This is a genomic window from Streptomyces sp. NPDC002490 (assembly GCF_040296045.1).
Classification (GTDB): Bacteria; Actinomycetota; Actinomycetes; order Streptomycetales; family Streptomycetaceae; genus Streptomyces.
This window is the reverse complement of sequence record NZ_JBEOWM010000024.1, coordinates 24,777-44,318: the sequence shown is the minus strand read 5'-3', so window position 1 is coordinate 44,318 and position 19,542 is coordinate 24,777. Positions and strand designations below refer to the sequence as shown.

General features: G+C 73.6%; 17 protein-coding genes and 1 tRNA gene. 11 read left to right on the top strand and 7 right to left on the bottom strand.

Annotated features, from left to right (window positions below; translation table 11 throughout):
* Positions 1 to 15: 15 nt before the first annotated feature.
* Both ABT092_RS17415 and ABT092_RS17410 read right to left on the bottom strand, forming a co-directional pair.
* Complete coding sequence (locus ABT092_RS17415) at positions 16 to 1,107, bottom strand: Gfo/Idh/MocA family protein (RefSeq protein WP_351244644.1); 1,092 nt, start codon at positions 1,105 to 1,107, stop codon at positions 16 to 18.
* A 142-nt stretch (positions 1,108 to 1,249) separates the two neighbouring features.
* Positions 1,250 to 1,444 (bottom strand): hypothetical protein, encoded by a 195-nt coding sequence (locus tag ABT092_RS17410; protein ID WP_351244642.1) that lies wholly within the window; start codon positions 1,442 to 1,444, stop codon positions 1,250 to 1,252.
* Between the two features lie 257 nt (positions 1,445 to 1,701).
* Between ABT092_RS17410 and ABT092_RS17405 the strand changes: the two genes are divergently transcribed.
* Positions 1,702 to 2,634 (top strand): hypothetical protein, encoded by a 933-nt coding sequence (locus tag ABT092_RS17405; RefSeq protein WP_351244641.1) that lies wholly within the window; start codon positions 1,702 to 1,704, stop codon positions 2,632 to 2,634.
* 12 nt (positions 2,635 to 2,646) lie between these two features.
* On the opposite strand, the gene ABT092_RS17400 is transcribed toward ABT092_RS17405, so the two are convergent.
* Positions 2,647 to 4,251, bottom strand: coding sequence for an MFS transporter (locus ABT092_RS17400; protein WP_351244640.1), 1,605 nt, complete (start codon positions 4,249 to 4,251; stop codon positions 2,647 to 2,649).
* Between the two features lie 269 nt (positions 4,252 to 4,520).
* On the opposite strand from ABT092_RS17400, the gene ABT092_RS17395 reads away from it, so the two are divergent.
* The 6 genes from ABT092_RS17395 to ABT092_RS17370 all read left to right on the top strand — a co-directional run bounded on the left by ABT092_RS17395 (position 4,521) and on the right by ABT092_RS17370 (position 9,067).
* Complete coding sequence (locus ABT092_RS17395; RefSeq protein ID WP_351244639.1) at positions 4,521 to 4,667, top strand: hypothetical protein; 147 nt, start codon at positions 4,521 to 4,523, stop codon at positions 4,665 to 4,667.
* 133 nt (positions 4,668 to 4,800) lie between these two features.
* A complete protein-coding gene (locus tag ABT092_RS17390; RefSeq protein ID WP_351244638.1) occupies positions 4,801 to 5,580 on the top strand; it encodes an HAD-IIA family hydrolase in 780 nt (259 codons plus the stop codon).
* A gap of 76 nt (positions 5,581 to 5,656) precedes the next feature.
* Entirely contained in the window at positions 5,657 to 6,670 is a 1,014-nt protein-coding gene (locus tag ABT092_RS17385) for a COX15/CtaA family protein (protein ID WP_351244636.1), read from the top strand.
* Between the two features lie 88 nt (positions 6,671 to 6,758).
* On the top strand, positions 6,759 to 7,319 hold the full coding sequence (locus ABT092_RS17380) for a hypothetical protein (RefSeq protein ID WP_351244634.1): 561 nt from the start codon (positions 6,759 to 6,761) through the stop codon (positions 7,317 to 7,319).
* Positions 7,316 to 7,978 carry a class F sortase gene (locus ABT092_RS17375; RefSeq protein WP_351244632.1) on the top strand — a complete coding sequence of 221 codons (663 nt, stop codon included), beginning with the start codon at positions 7,316 to 7,318 and terminating at the stop codon, positions 7,976 to 7,978. The genes ABT092_RS17380 and ABT092_RS17375 overlap by 4 nt, the downstream gene beginning before the upstream one ends.
* Positions 7,979 to 8,062: 84 nt before the next feature.
* The gene (locus ABT092_RS17370; protein ID WP_351244630.1) at positions 8,063 to 9,067 is read left to right on the top strand and encodes a glycoside hydrolase family 6 protein; all 1,005 of its coding nucleotides are present in this window, start codon (positions 8,063 to 8,065) and stop codon (positions 9,065 to 9,067) included.
* Positions 9,068 to 9,112: 45 nt separating this feature from the next.
* On the opposite strand, the gene glxA is transcribed toward ABT092_RS17370, so the two are convergent.
* The 4 genes from glxA to ABT092_RS17350 form a co-directional block, all read right to left on the bottom strand.
* A complete protein-coding gene (glxA, locus tag ABT092_RS17365; RefSeq protein WP_351244628.1) occupies positions 9,113 to 11,050 on the bottom strand; it encodes a radical copper oxidase GlxA in 1,938 nt (645 codons plus the stop codon).
* A gap of 97 nt (positions 11,051 to 11,147) precedes the next feature.
* Positions 11,148 to 13,436: a glycosyltransferase family 2 protein gene (locus tag ABT092_RS17360; RefSeq protein WP_351244626.1), complete on the bottom strand. Its 2,289-nt coding sequence runs from the start codon at positions 13,434 to 13,436 to the stop codon at positions 11,148 to 11,150.
* Between the two features lie 284 nt (positions 13,437 to 13,720).
* Positions 13,721 to 14,404: a FadR/GntR family transcriptional regulator gene (locus ABT092_RS17355; protein WP_351244624.1), complete on the bottom strand. Its 684-nt coding sequence runs from the start codon at positions 14,402 to 14,404 to the stop codon at positions 13,721 to 13,723.
* 82 nt (positions 14,405 to 14,486) lie between these two features.
* Positions 14,487 to 14,560: transfer RNA gene (locus tag ABT092_RS17350), tRNA-Lys, on the bottom strand.
* A gap of 660 nt (positions 14,561 to 15,220) precedes the next feature.
* Here ABT092_RS17350 and ABT092_RS17345 point away from each other — a divergent pair.
* The 4 genes from ABT092_RS17345 (at position 15,221) to ABT092_RS17330 (ending at position 19,447) form a co-directional block, all read left to right on the top strand.
* Positions 15,221 to 16,729, top strand: a complete 1,509-nt coding sequence (locus ABT092_RS17345) for a peptidoglycan-binding protein (protein WP_351244622.1) — start codon at positions 15,221 to 15,223, stop codon at positions 16,727 to 16,729.
* Between the two features lie 137 nt (positions 16,730 to 16,866).
* A complete protein-coding gene (locus ABT092_RS17340; RefSeq protein ID WP_351244620.1) occupies positions 16,867 to 18,126 on the top strand; it encodes an SPFH domain-containing protein in 1,260 nt (419 codons plus the stop codon).
* 216 nt (positions 18,127 to 18,342) lie between these two features.
* On the top strand, positions 18,343 to 18,945 hold the full coding sequence (locus ABT092_RS17335; protein WP_351244618.1) for a lytic polysaccharide monooxygenase auxiliary activity family 9 protein: 603 nt from the start codon (positions 18,343 to 18,345) through the stop codon (positions 18,943 to 18,945).
* 154 nt (positions 18,946 to 19,099) lie between these two features.
* Positions 19,100 to 19,447: a DUF3592 domain-containing protein gene (locus tag ABT092_RS17330; RefSeq protein ID WP_351244616.1), complete on the top strand. Its 348-nt coding sequence runs from the start codon at positions 19,100 to 19,102 to the stop codon at positions 19,445 to 19,447.
* The last annotated feature ends 95 nt before the right edge of the window (positions 19,448 to 19,542 follow it).

Genomic DNA, 19,542 nt, shown 5'->3' with positions numbered 1-19,542 from the left:
GCTCCGGCGGCGGGATCAGCGCACCGCCACCGGCGCGCCGTGCTCGGCGGACCGGACGGCCGCCTCCAGCACGTCGAGCGCGGCGGCGGCCTCCCCGGCCGGCACCGGGACGGGGGCGCCGTCGCGGATCGCCGCGCCGACCGCCGTGTAGAACGCGGGGTAGTCCCCGGGCACGCTCGGCTCGGGGCGCCCCCCGCCGGTCAGCGGCGACTCGCCGGACCCCACCCGTCCCCAGGCCGACTCGGGCTCCACGCCCCAGGGCGTCCCGGGCTCGGGCCGGGCCCCGTCCCGCAGCGCCGCCTCCTGCGGGTCGAGGCCGTAGGTGACGTAGCCGGCGCTGGAGCCGAGCACCCGGAACCGGGGACCGAGCTGGGCGGCGGTGGCGGAGACGTACAGGTGCGAGCGGACCCCGCCGGTGTGGGTGAGGGCGAGGAAGGCGTCGTCGTCGGCGGTCGCCCCGGGCCGGCGCACCTCGCGTTCCGCGTACACCGAGGCCACCGGACCGAACAGCACCAGCGCCTGGTCCACCAGATGGCTGCCCAGGTCGTACAGCAGGCCCCCTACCTCCGCCGGGTTCCCCGACTCGCGCCAGCCGCCCTTCAGTTGCGGGCGCCAGCGCTCGAAACGGGACTCGAACCGCCACACCTCGCCCAGTTCCCCGCCGGCGAGCAGCCGCCGCAGGGTGAGGAAGTCGCTGTCCCAGCGGCGGTTCTGGAACACCGACAGCACCAGCCCGCGGGCTTCGGCGAGGGCGGCCAACTCCCGTGCCTCCCGGGCGGTGGGCGCGATCGGCTTGTCCACGACGACCGGCAGGCCCGCGGTCAGGGCGGTGGTGGCCAGCGCGGTGTGCGTCCGGTTCGGCGAGGCCACCACCACCAGGTCCAGGTCGTCGGCCCGCGCCCACAGCGCGTCGACGGAGTCCACCGCGTGCACGCCGGGGTGCGCGGCCAGGGCCCGTGCCCGGCGCTCGGGGTTCGCCGTGACCACCGTGTCCAGGACGAGGCCCGGGTCGGCGGCGATCAGCGGGGCGTGGAAGACGGAGCCCGCGACTCCGTAGCCGATGAGGCCGACCCGCAGGGGGGAGCGGCCGGTGGCGTCTGAGGTCATGGCGCCACTCAACCAACGCCCGTACCGGGGTGCAACAAGGATCACGGGCCCGGAGACCACGGGGAATGACGTGGTCCCCGGGCCCCGGCGGCGTCGGGCCCCGTACGGGGGTCGGCGCCCGACGCCTGCTCGGGGGCGGGCGCTACGCGTCCCGCACGGAACGCCTGCGCACCGTGCCGGTCACCGGCGGCTCGTCCGGGTGGCGGTGCGGGAACACCCGGAGCCGCAGGGCCGTCCCCGCGCCGACCCGGCGGGGGCGTGCGCGGGGCCCCGGTACCGCGGTCACCAGCGCCAGGGCCGTCACCACGGCGGCTCCGGCGCGCGGGACACGGATCACGGTGGTCCCCCTTCGGGGTCAGGTTGCCCCTTGGGGCCTGTGCCCCGGAGGACGGTCGACGCGTCGGGCCGGTTGCCTCCGGCGTCCCACCGGTTTTCCGGCCGCCCGGAAGCCGCCGGAACCACCCGAACGGTACGGACCCGGCCCGGTGTTCAGGCGACAGCGGGACGCTGAACGGGTGGGGGACCGGGGCCGGCCGTTCGCTCCGGTCACCCCGCTGGAAGCCTTCCGAGGCCACGATCCGGGAGGCCGCGCCCATGACCCCGCCCCAGCCGCCGCACCCGTCCCGCCCCGGCCGCCGCCCACGGCCCGGGGGGCCGCTCCTCGCCCTGACCGCCCTCGTGGTCCTCACCGCGCCCGGGGCCCCCGCCCCGGTGGCAGCGCACGCCCCCGGGCCCCCACGCGCCGCCCGGACCGAGGCGGGCACCCCGCTGCCGGACGGGTTCCCCACCGCCACCGCCCGGCCCGAGGCGTTCCCGCTGACGGCCCGCCTCCAGGCGCCCACCGGCCACCGCGCCGGCGGGCCGGCCACCGACTGGACCCTCCTCGTCACCAACCGCACCGGCACCGCCCTGCGCTCCGTGCACCCCGTCGTCGTCCTCACCGACACCCGGCGCGCCCTGCGCCCCGCCCACCTGCGGCTGGAACTCCACGACGGCGACCGCTGGTGGCCGACCCGCACCGAAGCCACCGCACACGACGAGAACGTGGTCGTGCCCGACGACGACTACCCCGGCCTCACCGTCGACGCCCACGCCGCGCTCACCGTCCGCGCCCGGCTCGCCTTCACCGCCGACGCCCCCCGCGACACCGTCACCGCCGGCGTGGTCCTGGTCCGCCGGGACGGCGACGACGGCTCCTGGGTCGGCGAAGCACCCCCGTACGCCTTCCGGGTGGGCGCCCCGGACGCCCCGCCCGGGACCCCCGCACCCACCGACCGCACCACCCCCGCCCCGTCCCCGTCCCCGCCGCAGGACACCGGCCCGTCCGCCGGACGCGACCCCGCGGGGCCGGACCGGGCCGGCTCCGCCACCGCATCCGCCCCCGTCGACGGCACCCGACCGGCCCCGCACGAACTGGCGACGACCGGGCAACGGGCCTCCGCCCTGGTCGCCGCCGCGGCGGCGCTGCTGCTCACCGGGGTCGCCCTCTACCTGACGGTCCGGCACCGCCGTCCGCCCCGGTCGTGACGCCCGCCGCCCTCACGCCGACCGCCCCGCGGGTTCACCGTCGGAGGCGTCCGCGCCATCGGCCCCGGACGCACCCGGCGCGCCCTCGGCCGGCGCAGCCCCGGTGACCGGCACCCGCCGCAGCCGCCGACCCGCCCACACCGCGGTGCCCACCACCACCGCCCCGGCCGCCGCCGCGGTCACGTTCAACCCGGAGGTCAGCGCCTGGTGCGAGGCCGTCAACAGCGGCCCGGCCAGTTCCGGCGCCTGCTCCGCGGCCACCTCCCGGGCCCCCGCCACCGTCTCCCGCACCGCCTCCGCCGCCGGCGCCGGCAACTCCGCCGGCAACCGGTCCGCCACCGCGGCCCCGTACACCGCCGTCCCCACGCTGCCCAGCAGCGCCACCCCGAGCGCCACTCCCAACTCCCCGCTGCTCTCCGACAGGGCCGAGGCGGCGCCCGCCCGGCGCGGCGGCGCGGTGCCGATCACCAGGTCGGTGCAGACGGTGATCATCGGGCTGAGGCCCAGCGCCACCCAGAGGTAGCCGACCACCAGCAGGGCCAGGTCGTCCGGCCCGGTCACCGCCAGCACCCCGAAGCCGAGGCCCGCCAGGGCCAGCCCGACCGCGACGACCGTCGCCGGCCGCCACCGCCGCACCAGCACCGGCGCCAGCAGCGAACCCACCACCGTCCCCAGCGAGGCCGGCACCATCCACGCCCCCGCGAGCAACGGCGAGAGCCCCAGCACCTCCTGGAGGTACAGCGCGATGAACACCTGGGTGCCGCCCATCGCGAACAGCCCCAGCAGGTACGTGCCCAGCGAGGTGTTGATGATCCGGTCCCGCAACAGCCCCAGGTCGAGCAGGGGTTCCGGCAGGGAGAGCTGCCGGCGCACGAACCAGACGCCGAGCGCCAGCCCCGCCAGTCCCGCCGCCGCGGCCGTCCAGGCGGGGCCGTGCGCGGCGGTCTCCTTGACCGCGTAGACGATGCCCAGCATGCCGGCGACCGACAGCACCGCCGAGAGCGGATCGACCCGCCCGCCCTCGGGATCGCGGTACTCCGGCAGCAGCAGCGGGCCGAGCACCAGCAGCAGCACCATCACCGGAACGCCCAGCAGGAACACCGAACCCCACCAGAAGTGCTCCAACAGCAGTCCGCCGAGCAGCGGCCCCACCGTGGTGCCCACCGAGAAGCTCATCATCACCACCGCGACCGCGACCCCGCGCTGCGCCGGGTCCGGGAACATCACCCGGACGAGGGAGAGCGTCGAGGGCATCAGGGTCGCCCCCGCGAGCCCCAGCAGGGCCCGCGCGCCGATCAGCATCTGCGCGGAGTCCGCGTACGCGGCGAGCACCGAAGCCCCCGCGAACAGCACGGCACCGGCCAGCAACAGCCTCCGCCGCCCGTACCGGTCGCCCGCCGCACCCATCGGGACCAGGGCGCCGGCGATCAGGAAGCCGTACACGTCCATGATCCACAACAGCTCGGTGGAGGAGGGGTCGAGGTCGGCGCTCAGCTGCGGAACCGCCAGGTACAGGACCGTGACGTCCATCGAGATCAGGAGCGTGGGCAGGGCCAGGACGGCGAGCCCGACCCACTCCCGCCGCCCGGCTCGCGCGGGCGTCTGGCTGGTCGTCACGGTGGTGCCTCCGTTGCTGATGGGGCGGTCGGTACGGTGCCGGGCACGGGCCGCGGCCAGACACTTGTACCCGCTCGGCACCGGACGACGGGCACCTGCGCCCCGCCCTCGGCGAGGTTGACCGACGGACGCCCCGTCACCGGCGCCGGGCGGCCGGAATCCTTCGGGCACCTGAGGCGTTGGAGTGGGTAGGAGCAGGAGCGACGAGGCGATGGCCACCGGGTCCCCGGTGGTCGTCGCCGTCGCGGACGACCCGGGAGGGACACAGGATGGCCAAGCTGCTGACCAAGATCATGCTGTTCGTGCGGAGCCCGCAGGGGCAGCGTGCCGTCGCCGAGGTGCGTCGGGCCGCCGCCGACCCGCGGCGCCGGGCCCAGGCCCAGCAGGTCCTCGGCAAGCTGCGGGGCCGCCGCTGACCTCCCGGCCCCGTTCCGGGCCTCCGGCGGGGGGTCGGTATCCGGCCACGGTGACTACGCTGGTCGGCGTCGGCACAGCGTCGTCCCGGCGCCCACCAGCACCGCAGTCACGTACATCCCAGGAGACCGGCACATGGCAGAGCGCAAGCCCATCGAATCGTGGCTCACCGACATGGACGGGGTCCTGATCCATGAGGGCGTGCCGATCCCCGGCGCGGACGCGTTCGTCAAGAAGCTGAGGGAGTCCGACCGGCCCTTCCTCGTCCTGACGAACAACTCCATCTACACCGCCCGCGACCTGCACGCGCGGCTCGCCCGCATGGGCCTCGACGTGCCCGTCGAGAACATCTGGACCTCGGCCCTCGCCACCGCCCAGTTCCTGAAGGACCAGCGGCCCGGCGGCACCGCGTACGTCATCGGCGAGGCCGGACTCACCACCGCGCTGCACGACATCGGCTACGTGCTCACCGACCACGACCCCGACTACGTGGTGCTCGGCGAGACCCGCACCTACTCCTTCGAGGCGATGACCAAGGCCGTCCGGCTGATCAACGGCGGCGCCCGGTTCATCTGCACCAACCCCGACGAGACCGGCCCCTCCACCGAGGGCCCGCTGCCCGCCACCGGATCGGTGGCGGCGCTCATCACCAAGGCCACCGGCAAGGACCCGTACTTCGCGGGCAAGCCGAACCCGCTGATGATGCGGACCGGGCTGAACGCGATCGGCGCCCACTCCGAGACCAGCGCCATGATCGGCGACCGGATGGACACCGACGTCCTCGCCGGACTGGAGGCCGGCATGGAGACCTTCCTGGTGCTCACCGGACTCACCACCCGGGAACAGATCGAGAAGTTCCCCTTCCGCCCGTCCCGGGTCGTCGACTCCATCGCGGACCTGGTCGACCTCGTCTGACACCGACCGAACACCGCCCCCGGGCCGTCAGTAGGGTGGGTCGGGTCGTCCGACGACCCGACCGAGGAAGGCCCCGATGGCACGAACTCCCCTGTCCTGGTTAGCGGAACGCCACGCACTCGGGCCGCGGAGCGTCCGGACGGCCGCCACCGCCTCGGTGCTGGCGGCCGTCGGGATCATCGTGACCGGGGGCGTCGTCCGGGTCACCGGCTCCGGCCTCGGCTGCTCCGACTGGCCGATGTGCACCGAGGACACCCTCGCGCCGACCGCCGAGATGGGCGTGCACGGCGTGATCGAGTTCACCAACCGGCTGCTGACCGGCGTGCTCTGCGCGGTGGTCGGCTGGGTGATCGTCGCGGCCCGGCTCCAGCGCACCCCGGTGCCCCGGGTGCTCCGGGGCGGCTGGGCACAGTTCTGGGTCGTGGTGCTGAACGCCCTGGTCGGCGGGGTCACCGTCTGGCTGGAGCTCAGCCCGTACATCGTCGCGGCGCACTTCCTGGCCGCGATGCTGCTGCTCACCGCGGCCGTGATCACCCGGGAGGCGACCCTGGAGGGGACGACGGACGGAGCCCCCGCCCGGCCCGCGCCGTCCGGGCGCGCCCGGAGCCTGGCCGCCGCCCTGACCTCCCTCACCGCGGTGATGGTGGTGGCCGGCACGGTCACCACCGGCACCGGCCCGCACGCCGGCGACTCCTCCGACGTGCCCCGCATCCCCCTGGACTGGACGGGGGTCACCGTGGTCCACGGGGTGCTCGCGGCCCTGGTGCTGGCCCTGGCGGCGGCGCTCTTCGCGGAGCTGTCCGGCCAGGGCACCGGGGGCGTCGCCCGCCGCCGCACGGCGATCCTCCTGGCGGTGCTGCTGGCCCAGGGACTGGTCGGCCTGGTGCAGTCGCTGGCCGGGCTGCCCGAGCCGGTCGTGATCCTGCACCTGTTCGGCGCCGCCCTGGTCTGGGTGGGTGTCCTCCGGGTGCAACTCGCCGTCCGCCCGCCCGGCCCGTCCGCCCCGGCACCTGCCGGGGAGCCCGCGCCGCAGCCGGTGTCCGAGCGGGCAGGGCCGCCCGGCCGCACCGCGCCCACCGGACCGCGGTGATTGTGTCGCCTGAACGGAGGAGCAGGGGCGAGGTCACGAGGCGGGCGGCCGATCGACCCGTGAACCTGGAGGCACCAGGAGGTTCACGATGCGTACTCGCCCGCTCGCACAGCGCACCGCGACAGTGGCCGTCGCCCTCGCGACCCTGTCCCTGACCGCCGCCGGTGCCGCCGCCGGCGCCACCCCCGCCCCGGCCCTGGAGGTCCACCCCGCGACGGCGCCGCCCGGCACCGAGGTGGACCTGACCGTCACCGGCTGCCCGGCCGGCACCGCCCGCGCCCTGTCGGACGCGTTCGTCGCCCCCGCCGACCTCGCCCCCGCACCCCGGGGCACCGGACTGTTCGCCGAGACCCGGCTGCGCTCCGGCGCCGCCCCGGGCCCGTACGCGGTGACCGTGAGCTGCGCCGGCCGCGCGCACGCGCTGCCCGACGCCGTCCGGGTCGGGGAGCCCGGCGACCGTCCGGCGGCCACGCCGACCGCCCCGGTCAGCGCGGGCGGCGGCGGGGCCCAGGGCCCCGGGGCGGCAGGTCCGGAGGCGACCGGCCCCGGGCTGCGGCAGGTCGTCGTCGGACTCCTCCTCACCTGTGCCGCCGGACTGGTCGTGGTGCTGCGGGCCCGCCGCCCGGACGGTGACCGGAGCCCCTCGTGAGCGCCCCGGCCCGGCTCGCCACCGGCACCGCCTGGGCGGTGCTGCTCTCCGGGGCCTGGCTGTGGGGGCGGGAGATCACCACGGTGCCCGGCCCCGGCGCCCCGGTGCGGGGCGACGTGGCCGCGGTGGGCCGCCCGGTCGACCGGGAACCGCCCGCGCCGCACCGCCCGTTGGCGCCGGCCCGCCCCGAACGGGTGGACGTGCCGCTGGCCGGCGTGCGGGCCCCGGTGGTGGCCCGCGGGCTGGACCGGGCGGGCGCGGTGGCCGCCCCGCCGCTGGCGCAGCCGGGCACCGTCGCCTGGTACGGGTCCGGGACCGCGCCCGGGGCGGCCGGGGCGGCGCTGCTGGTGGGGCACGCGGACGGACGCACCGGCCCCGCCGTCTTCCACCGGCTGCGCACCCTGGTCCCCGGCGACCTGGTCCGGGTGTTCCGGGCGGACGGTACGGTCGCCGCCTTCACCGTGGAGGACGTGCGCACCGTGGACCGCGGGGCCTTCGACCCGGCCCGGGCGTACGGGCCGCACCGGCCGGGCCGCGCCGAACTGCGCCTGCTCACCTGCGCCGGCACCTTCGACCGGGGGAGCGGCACGTACAGCGCCAACGTGGTGGTCTCCGCGTACCTGACGGGGGTGACCGGCCCGACGGGCGCCCGCCGCTGACCGCGGGGCGGGGGGTGTGCCCCACGGGCCTTCGGGTCGCGTATGTCAGGATTGGACCTCGGACCGCGCACCAAGGGGGAGCGGATGTACGGCAGGTTCAGGGCGTCGGTGGCTGCCGTGGGAGCGGTGCTGGTGATGGTGGGGTGCTCCTCGTCCGGGGAGGATTCCGACGGGACGTCCTCGAAGCCGGTGAGCCAACAGCCCAAGGACAAGGACCCGTACTGGGTCAACCCCGAGGGCAAGGCCGCCGACCAGGTCGCCGCCTACGAGCGCGAGGGCAAGGACGAGGAGGCGGAGTTGATCCGCCGCATCGCCGAACAGCCCACGGCCAACTGGGTCGGCCCCGAGGACCCGGAGGCCGAGGTCCGCGACATCACCCGGGCCGCGCAGGAGGCCGACCGGGACGCGCTGTTGGTCCTCTACAACATCCCGCACCGCGACTGCGGCCAGTACTCCGGCGGCGGCGCGGCCGACGCGGACGCCTACCGCAGCTGGATCGACGCCGTGGTCAAGGGCATCGGTGACCGGCCCACCACGGTCGTCCTGGAACCGGACGCGGTCCTGCACCTGGTGGACGGTTGCACCCCGCAGCAGTTCCACGAGGAGCGCTACCAACTGCTGTGGGGCGCGGTCGAGAAGCTCAAGTCCGCCGAGGGCACCAAGGTGTACGTCGACGCGGGCAACGCGGGCTGGGGCAAGCCCGAGCAGATCTTCGAGCCGCTGAAGCGGGCCGGGGTGCAGATCGCCGACGGCTTCTCCGTCAACGTCTCCAACTTCTACTCCACTGAGGACAGCGTCCGTTACGGCAAGGAGCTGTCGGCGAAGGTCGGCGGCAAGCCGTTCGTCGTCGACACCAGCCGCAACGGCAACGGCCCGCACGCCGAGGGCGACCCGTCCGAACGCTGGTGCAACCCGCCGGGCCGCGCGCTCGGCGAGGTCCCCACCACCGTCACCGGTGACCCGCAGGTCCACGCCTTCCTGTGGATCAAGCGCCCCGGCGAGTCGGACGGCGAGTGCAAGGGCGGCCCCAAGGCGGGCGACTGGTGGCCCGAGTACGCGCTGGGACTGGCGCGGGCCGCCAAGGGGTAGGGCCTCTCGGGCCGGCGCGGCACCGCGCCGGCCCCGCGGCGGGCCCTACGGCACCCGCACCCACTGGGCCTTGCTGGGGGTGCCGCGGTCGTCGGTGACGAACAGCATGTACCAGCCGGACGGGACCAGGTTGCGGCTCTTCGGCACGGTGACCGTGACGCTGCCCTCGCCCTTCTCCATCTCCAGTGCGACGGACTTCTGGTCGATGTCGGTGACGTGGGTGGAGGCGCTGGGCCGGATCAGCCGGGCCGTCTTCAGCGGGGCGCTGTCCCGGGTGGTGAAGGTGGCGGAGCCACCGCGGCGGACGGTCTGCGGGCCGCCGCTGAGGGAGGGGCGCTCGTCGCGGAACAGGTAGGGCGGGGTGTAGATCTCGACGCGCTGTTCGAAGGTGCCGGGCTTGGTGTTGGCCTTGTCGGCGTAGAGCGGGTCGGAGCCGAAGAACATCACCCGTCCGTCGGGCAGCAGCACGGAACCGGAGTGGTAGTTGCGGCCCACCAGCGGGTCGGCGACCCGCTCCATGGTGTCGTCCTTCGCGTCGAACAACCGGGCCTGGAGGATGTCCGAGGAGCCGCGGCCCCGGTAGTCCGCCGAGCCGCCGGAGATCAGGACCGTGTCGTCGGGCAGGATCGACGCCTGCGGGTAGCGGGTGCCCTCGGAGAGCTCGGGGCCGTCCTCGAAGCGCGGCGTCTTCGCGAGCAGGTCCACGATCCGGGTCTTCTTGCTGGCCTGGCGGGATTCGCCGACCCCGCCGCCGCCGACGACCATGAACCGCTCGTCCTGGGCGGGCGGCAGCTGCACGGTCTGCGAGGTCTCCATCAGCTTCGGGTCGCTCAACCCGGGGACCTTGGTGAACTCGTTGGACTCCAGGTCCCAGATCCCGGGGTCGCGGCCCTTGTCGGCGGGGCCGTAGCCGGCGTTCGACCCGGAGTAGAACAGCTTGCCGTTCTGCATCAGCGAGACGGCCGGGTAGGTGGGGAACTGACGGACGCCCTCGGTGTACGTCCAGTCCTGGTCCTTCGGGTCGTACACCTCGTTCTTGCCGGGCACCAGCTGTCCGATCTCGTCGAGCCCGGAGAGGCTGAGCACCTTGCCGTCGCTGAGGGTGGTCAGCGTCGGGTACCAGCGCGCCTCGTTCATCGGATCGACGGGGATGTACTTCTCGGCCACCGGGTCGAACTCGAAGGCGTCCTTGATGCCCTGGAAGTCCTTCTTGTCGAGGGCGAGCTTCTCGGCCATGCCGTAGGTGTTGCGGGCGTCGTCGCCCTTCAGGCCCTCGATCCGGTAGTTGTCCTGGGTGCCCGTCTCGTACTTCGCACCGCTCTTCGCGGCCTCGACGTAGATCCGACCCAGCCCGGGGTCGTTGCGCAGGAACCGACCGGTCTCCTTGTCGAAGACCTTCTTCGCCCGCTCCACGACGACCGGGTCCTTGGAGACGAAGGCCTTGCCGTTGGTCTTCCCGACGAACCGGGTGCCCGCCGGGATCGTGATCGGCTTGTCCGGGTTCTCGTTGTGGACGACCATCAGCCCGCCGGCCTTGGTGACGTCCCCCTCCAGCTTCTCGTACCGCTTGGTGCCGCCCGCGATCAGCAGGTTGCCGTTGCCGAGTTGGGTGTGGCCGGCGCAGAACAGGTCGGTCGGCGTCTCCACCCGCTTGACCTCGTTGGTCTCCGGGTCCCAGAGCCGGGTGTCGAACCGCTGGGCGTCGAAGTTCTCCTGGTTGTTGCCCGACCCGGCGACCATCAGCACCTTGCCGGTGTGCAACAGCGCCGCGTGGATGGTGTTCTGGCGGAACTCGTCGGGGAAGTCGACGATCTTCCACTGCCCGTTGGCGGCCTTGTACTCCGGCTTGTTGATCTTGTAGTCGTGGTAGGTCTCGGTCCCGAACCGGTAGAGCGCCGGACCGTTCATCGCGGTCAGGGCGACCACGACCGCCGCGCCTATCGCGATGCGGCGGGCACGGCGTCGGCTGGAACGGTCTTTCACGGCTACACCCCGATGCGGCTGGTAGTGGCTTGGGTTCAGGAACGGCGCGCGCGGATGCGCGCGGGGCGGGGGGAACGACTGCGGAGGAGGGGCCCGGTCAGCTGCTCGGCGGCAGGGGCCCGCCGTACGGCGGTTGCGGCGCCCCCGTGGCCCCCGGCGTGCCGTACGGCTGCCCCGGCCCGCGGGTGCCGTGCACGTCGTGCGCGTCGAAGGGGGGCGGCGTCGCGCCGCGGCCGGCGGAGTGCGCGCCGGGGACCTCGTACGCCTCGGGCGCACCGTGCCGCCCGCGCCGCTGCCGGGGCGCCGCGCCCTGCGCCTCGGCCCGCCCGCCGGGCAGTGCCTGGGTGTCGGGCAGCGGCCCGGAGGGGACGGCCCGGTCCGAGGGACGGGGGCGCGCCAGCGGGATCTGGAGCGTGCGGTCGTCGCCGGCGGCCCAGGTGGGGCGCTGCTGCGGGATGTGCGCACCGGCGGTGGGCGCGGCGTGGCGGCCCCGGCGGGCGGCCGGCTGCTCGACGGTGGCCTCGGGCTCCGTGCCCCCACCGGCGGGGGATCCGTCCGGTACGGCTTCCGGCTCCGGCGGGGTGGGTGCGGCCGGGCCGGCCGGGCCCTTCTTCTTCTCCTGGCGCATCATCCACTGCCAGGCGAAGATCGGCGCGGCGGTGATCAGCAGCGCGAAAGAGGCCCAGATGATCATGGCGGGATGGGCGTGGCCCAGGAAGAACGAGGCGACCATGGAGGCGCCGAAGACCGCGATGAAGAACAGGTGGATGCGGAAGGTCCCGAACAGGGTGTCGGGGCTGGCCGAGTCGCCCTTGGGCGTCACCACGAACTTGCTCTTGCGGCGGAGCACCGCGTCCATCAGCGAGCGGGCGTAGATCGGGGCGGAGAGCGCCGACATCACCATGCCAGCGACGCCGCCGGAGCCCTCGGGCTCGTGCGGGGAGACGTTGTGCCGGCGGTTCCAGACGTACAGGCCGATCTGGAGGGCGGAGGCGTTGCCGTAGAGCATCAGCCAGATCGTCGGGTCGATGTTCACGCCGGAGGCGCCGAGGCCGAGGAACAGGGCGCAGCTCAGGGCCGCGAGGATCCAGTTCAGGGCCGACATCGGATAGAAGATGATCATCATCGTGTAGTTGAAGAGCTTGCCCGGGGGCAGGGAGTAGAAGCCCTTCCAGTACTGCGTGAGGATCGTCTCGTAGGTGCCGCGGGACCAGCGGAGCTGCTGGGTGAAGAAGTCCGTCCAGGCGTTGGGGCCCTCGCCGACCGCGAGCACGTCCGGGGTGTACACCGAACGCCACTTGTTGCCGGTGGCCGGGTTCTTGTGCCGGTGGATCTCGAAGCCGGTGGCCATGTCCTCGGTGATGGAGTCGTACAGGCCGCCGATCTGCTTGAGGGCCTTGATCCGCACCGCGTTGGAGGTGCCCACGAACATGGGCGCGCCGTAGGCGTTGCCGGCGCGCTGGATCAGCGCGTGGAAGAGGAACTGCTGCGACTCGGCGGCCTTGGTGACGAAGGTGTCGTAGTTGCCGTACACCTGCGGGCCGATGACGAAGCCGACGTCCGGGTCGCGGAAGAAGCCGAGCATCCGCTCCAGGTAGTTGGGCAGCGGCACGTGGTCGGTGTCCACGGAGGCGAAGTAGTCGTAGTCGTCGCCGTGCGCGTCCAGCCAGGCGTTGTAGTTGCCGTGCTTGGTCTTGGCGCGGTGCGGACCCTTGACGGTGTTCCACTTGGCGACGCCCTTGCGGGAGAAGTGGCGCACGCCGAGCCGTTCGCAGACGGCCTTGACCTCGTCGTCGTTGCCCTCGTCGAGCAGCCACACGTGCATGGTGCCGCGGTGGCGGATCTTGACCGCCGCCTCCAGCGTCTTGGTCACCATCTCCAGCGGCTCCTTGCCGGGCACGAAGGAGGTGAGGAAGGCGACCCGGGTGCCGGTCTCGGGGACCACGGGGACGGGGTCGCGGGCGACGATGGTGGCGTGCGCGTTGGAGAGCACGTTCATGCAGCGGAAGAATTCGATCAGGCCGATCGAGACCAGCATCACGACGTCCAGCGTGGGCAGGAAGTCGTAGGCGGGGTAGTCGCGCTTGGTCCAGTGCTCCGGCTGGAGCAGCCAGAACAGCAGGATGAGCGAGACCACGGGGGCGGCGCCCAGCATCAGCGCGGCGCGCACCCGGTGCGGCTCCTGGGAGAGCAGGGAGCGGTAGCGCACCGTGTAGGGCTGGTGGGGGTCGGGCTGGGTGAGGGGGCCGGCGAGCCGGCTGTAGTGCTCGTAGTCGTAGCGCGGCAGCGACTTCTTGATGCGGCGCAGCCCGCCGGTGCGGTGCACGCGCAGCTGAGTCGTTTCCGTCGGATCGAAGTCTTGCCCCGCGCCTGAAGGCGACGTCATGAGCCATCCCCCCACACACGTCGCATGCGTGTGTTTCCTCGTTCTCCTCCGTCCGGACCGGTTCCCCTTCCGGCGTCGGACGCGTCATGGCAAGCCCCTTTCAGCTTAGACAGCGAAGGGGGCCCTCCGGTTGCATGATGCCCCCCTCGGTGTCCGCCCGTGCACCGGGGGCCCCTTGGGCCGCCCCGTCGACCGGGTCGGGTGGTCGCGCGCTCACCAGGAGTGGTTGCGCACGGGGGGCGGGAGGTGCGGGGGCCACCGGTGGTGCGTGGGGGCCCGGGGGGTCAGCTGACGGTGAGGGTAGCGGTCAACCGCTCGCGTATGCGACCGAAGTGGTCCTGGATGGCACGTTCCGCGCGCAACACGTCTCCGGACCGTACGGCGTCCAGGATCTCCCGGTGCTGGCGGCAGGTCACCCGGGGGTCGTGCGGCACGTCGACGAGGTCGGTGCGGACCCGGTGGAAGGCGTCCCAGAAGGCTTCGAGGACCTCGCCGAGCAACGGGTTGCCCAGTCCGCGGTAGAGCGTGGCGTGGAAGGCGCGGTCGATCTCGAACAGGGACTCGCCGCCGGCCGCGCGCACCTCCATGCGATCGGCCAGCACCTCCAGTTCGGCCAGGTCGGCGGCGGGCAGCCGGCCGGCGAGACGGGAGACCAGCCCGGTCTCCAGGGCGGCGCGGAGTTCGAGGAGCTGGAGCAGGCTCGCCTCGCCCCGGTAGTGCCCGGCGACGGTGCGGAAGACCAGCCCCTCCATCATCGGGGCCACCGACATCGGGCCGACGTAGGTCCCGAAGCCGTGCCGGACCTCCACGATCCCCATGGCCTGGAGCCCCTTGAGGGCCTCCCGCAGGGAGTTCCGGCTGACGCCGAGCATCTCCATCAGTTCGGGCTCGGGGGGCAGGACCGCGCCGGAGCGCAGCCGTCGATCGATGATGAACCTCTTGATCCGCTCCTGGATGTCGCGCGCCATGGAGGTCACCGTAGTGGCCGGGCACCCCGCCCCGAACAGGAACGAAGCCCTCCGGCCAAGGCCGGAGGGCTTCGTCTGTCGGTGCGCCGCCAGGGACTCGAACCCCGGACCCGCTGATTAAGAGTCAGCTGCTCTAACCAACTGAGCTAGCGGCGCCTGCTGACCTGGAGAACTCTACCCGATGTCCAGGAGTGCTCCCGGCCACCGATGGGGGTCGGGGCGGCGGAGGCCGTTGCCGCTCCCGACCCCGCTGCGTGACGGGGATCACGCTCGGGTGGCGCGGTCCCGGGGCGGGGGAGCCCCGGGACCTGCACTGCCGGGCCCGCGCATACCGGACGGGGGGTGTCCAGTCCCGGGGGATGGGATGCGGGCTCAGCTCCGGACGGGGGTGTCCGGCGTCTGCATGGAGGCGGGGTACGTCATCGGTCCTGTACCCGGTCCCGCATCAGACGTAGGCATATCGGAGGAACGTCCGGATGGGGCCGGGTGGATACCGAGGCTTTCCGGGGCGCTCCTGGCAAAAAAATAGACAGGGGAAGTTCAGGAGCGATCCGGCGTACCGCCGTTTCCGTAATCACTTGATCACACTTGCACCTTCTGGAGCAACCCTGCCCGCTGGTGACCTTTGACCCTTGTGTGGGTGCTTGCCCGGTCGCAGAAGCGCTACGGAATCTGACGTACGCTCAGGGGGTTGAAATATTGTATGTCTGACTGTGCATCATTTGGCAGTCAACGTGCGATATGTCCGGACAGTTGAGAAACTGATGCCTGTGCGGATGGTGCGCGGAGGTCAATCCGGTAGGTGAGGGGAATCGAATGGACGCTCCCGTGTTCGAAGAGGTGGCGCCCGCGAGCGACTGCCACTGCCCGGGCTGTGCCGACCGACGCCGGGCCGGCGCCCGCGGCCTGCCGGTCCGGCTCGGCGGCAGCCCGGCGGCCCACGGCGCGCGGCGCCAGGTGGTGGTCCTCGCGGCGGCGGCCGGCACGGTGCTCAGCGGATCGCAACTGACGGCGGCGGCCGAGTTCCGCCCGCTCGACCAGGGACACCCCGCCGGAGGAGCCGCCGCCCTGCTCGGCGCCGCCGGAGCGATCCTGCCCGCCCCCGCCCCCGCGGGCGACTCCGCGGCGCCCACTCCCTCCGGCGCGCCGCAGGTCACCGGCACCCCCTACGTCCGCAGCACCCCGCAGGCGCCCGGCGGCGCCGAGGCCGGGCAGGGCGCCACCGGCCCGCTGTACGGGGCTGCGGCCGACGTCATCCCGGCCGCCACGCCCGCCGCGCTGAACTTCCCCACCACCACCCGGGCCGAGATCATCAACCGGGCCAAGACCTGGACCAACGTCAGGGTCCCGTACAGCATGACCAAGTACTGGCCGGACGGGTACCGGCAGGACTGCTCCGGCTTCGTCTCGATGGCCTGGGGCCTCAAGAGCAACGAGTGGACCGGCAGCCTCGACAGGTTCGCCGTCCGGATCACCAAGAACGAACTCCAGCCCGGCGACATGCTGCTGTTCCACGACCCGTCCAACCCGAACAAGGGCTCGCACGTCACCATCTTCGGCGGCTGGACCGACTCCACCCGCCAGAACTACGTCGCCTACGAACAGACCCCGCCGAGGGCCCGCCAGCAGGTCACGCCCTACCCCTACTGGAAGAACGTCGGCGGCTACGTCCCCTACCGCTACCGCGGGGTGCAGGGCGGCAGTGGGGGCGGCACCTCCGGCCCCGCCCCCACCACCCCGCCGAGCAGCACGGCCTTCCCCGGCGCCGACAAGTTCGGCCCCGGCGCCAACAACCGCCACGTCACCGAACTCGGCCGGCTGCTGCGGGAACGCGGCGGCGCCCGCTTCTACGACAGCGGCCCCGGCCCGCGCTGGGGCGAGGCCGACCGGAAGGCGACCCGTGCCTTCCAGCAGGCCCAGGGGTGGACGGGGGACGACGCCGACGGCATCCCCGGCCCCGCCACCTGGAACCACCTGGTCCGCGGCACCGGCCGGGACATCCCGGCCACGGGTGGGAGCGCTCCCAGTCCCGGCAGCGGCGGCTCCCGCCCCGGCAGCAGCGTCCAGCCCCCGGCCCCGTCCGGCAGCACGGCCTTCCCCGGGCGCGGGTACTTCCGCCCCGGCCAGAACAACGCGCACGTCACCCGGCTCGGGCAGCAGCTCAAGCAGAAGGGCTTCGACAAGCACTACACGCAGGGCCCCGGCCCGCGCTGGAGCGAGAGCGACCGGCGCAACGTCGAGTCCTTCCAGCGCGCCCAGGGCTGGCGCGGCCAGGACGCCGACGGCTACCCCGGCCCGGAGACCTGGCGGCGACTCTTCTCATGACGGAGGCACGGATGGGTTCAGCGGCCCCCCAGTCACCCACATCCCCCACCCCACCCACCCCGTCCGGCTCCACCGGCCCCGCCGGGAACACGGACCCGCCGGCGTCGCCCCGCACCTCCGGTGTCCCGGGTCGGCCGGTGCGGCCGGACGAGCCCGGCACCCGGCGGCTGATCCACAACGAGGCCACCACCGAGATCCCGGTGCACCTGCTGTTCCGCGAGGACGCCACCGGCACCCCGGTCCCGGCCGGCCCCGTGGTGGTGGGCCGCCGGCGCGGGACCGGCGAACAGCCCCGCACCGAGCCGAAGGGCCCGCCCGTCGCCCGCCCCGGCCGCACCGACCGGGACGGCCCCGCCGGGCACCGGGCCCCCGCCCGGGCCGAAGCCGCCTGGGCCCGCGACGAGCGTCCGGTGCCGGCCCCGGACCCGGCGCTGGCGGAACGGGCCGGGCGGGCGCTGCCCGGCCCGCTCGGGCTGCTCGCCGGGTTCCTGGGGTTGGCGGGACTCGTCGTCGGCCTGTGGTGGGCCGGCGCCCTGCCGGCCGAAGCGGTCCGGTTGCTCGGCCTCCCCGCCTACGGCGTCGACGCCGGTCCGGTGGGCCGGGCGCTGGACGCGATCACCGCCCGCTCGGGCGCCGGAGCGGCGGGGGCGACCTCGCCGCTGGACCCCGGGCACTGGGCGCTGATCGCGGTGGGGGCCGTGCTGCTGCTGTTCGGCTTCGGGGGCATCGCCCGCGGCCGGGTCGGCGAGGCGTGGGTGCTCACCCTCTTCGGCCGCTACCGGGGTTCGGTCCGGCGCACCGGGCTGATGTGGGTGAACCCGCTGCTGCTGCGCCGCCGGGTGGACGTGCGCCTGCGGCACTGGCGCAGCGAGCCCATGCCGGCGGTGGACGCGCACGGGGTGGCCCTGCGGGTGGTGGTGTTGGTGGTGTGGCGCATCCGGGACACCGCCCGGGCCGCCCTGGCCGTCGAGGACCACCAGGAGTACCTGCGCGAGTGCGTGGAGGCGGCGATGGCGCGGGTGCTGTCCCAACTGCCCGCCGACGCCTTCCACGAGGACGCCCCGACCCTGCGCGACGCCGAGGCGGTGGGGGACGCGTTGACCCGGAGGATCGCGGCGGACGCCCTGCCGGTGGGCGTCGAGGTGTTCTCGGCGCAGCCCACCCGGATCGAGTACGCGCCCGAGGTGGCCGCGGCGATGCAGCGGCGTCGGGTCGCGGCGATCGACGCCCAGCACCGGGATTCGGTGCTCACCTCGGTGGTGGACTCCGTCGAGGACACGGTGACCCGGCTGACCACCCGTGGACTGGTGGAGCTCGACGACTACGAACGCAAGGCCCTGGTGAAGGACTTGACGGTGGCCTTCTACACGGGACGGGGGGCGCCCGACCCCCAGTAGCCGCACGGATCCGTACCGGCGCGGCGCCCGGTTTCCCGGGCGCCGCGCCGACGCGTACCGGGGCGAACGGCGTACGGCGCCTGGTTCCCCGTGACCGGAATCGCTCCACCACCGGTATGGACATGTTCAACTAACGCTCGTAACCTGTGCCTTGGTCTAGACCGGAAATCAGTGCGTACGCCTCACAGAACCCCCACGTTCTTCAGGAGCGGCAGCATGCGAAAGAAGATGTACGCGGCCATGCTCGGCCTCGCCACCGTCGGTGCGATGTCGTTCGCCACGGGCAGTGCCAGCAGCCACGGGTACACCGAGGAGCCCACGAGCCGTCAGAAGGCGTGCTCCAACAGCGGTACCGTCAAGGGTTGCGGCTCGATCCAGTGGGAGCCGCAGAGCGTCGAGGGCCCGAAGGGCTTCCCGGCCAAGGGCCCCGCCGACGGCAAGATCTGTTCCGCCGGCAACGGTGGCTTCAGCGCTCTCGACCACCACAAGCAGCCCAACGGCAACCCGTGGCCCACCACGAAGTTGACGGGTGGTCAGAACTACAACTTCAAGTGGAAGTTCACCGCGGCTCACGCCACGACCGACTTCAAGTACTACATCACCAAGGACGGTTGGAACCAGAACGCCGCGCTCACCCGCGACGCCCTGGAGCCCGCCCCGTTCCTGACGGTGCCGTACAACGGTCAGCGCCCGCCGTTCAGCTTCTCCCACTCGGGTCAGGTGCCCACCGGCAAGTCCGGCAGCCACGTGGTCCTGGCGGTGTGGACGGTCCACGACACCCCGAACGCCTTCTACGCCTGCTCGGACGTCAGCTTCTGACGCACTGAGCTGACGTAGCAACGCACGTCGGCAGCGGGTCGGTACGGGTTCCCGTACCGACCCGGGGTCCCCCCGCGACCCCCCACTCCCAGGATCTCCCCGTACGTCGCCCGTGGCCGCGCGACGTACGGGGGAATCGACGCGGGGGGACCTCATGAACGCCTTCCTCTCCTCCGTACCGCTCGTCATCGCCGGCATCGCGATCGCCGCGGCGGTGGCGATCGTCTTCCGCGCCCGGGAACGCAGCCGGGCCTGGAACAGCGGGCTGGTCGCCGAGGCCCGCTGCCTCGACGTCCACACCACGAGGCACCGCAGCGACGACCGTTCGCGCACCGTGCGGCACTTCGTCTTCGAGTTCACCACGGACGAGGGCCGCACCGTGCGGTTCGAGGAGGAGGACCTGCCCGGCACGATCCTGGCGGGCGATGTGGTGTCCGTCCACTTCCGGCCCCGTTCACGACTTCCGGGGGAAGACGACCCCATCGGGCGACTCCTCCGCTAAACCCCCGCCCACCCGGGCACGGTCCCGGTGGTCGCCCCACGAGGGGCGGTCGGACCACCGGCCCCGCGGACGCCCCGAGGGCGCGACACCGCGGG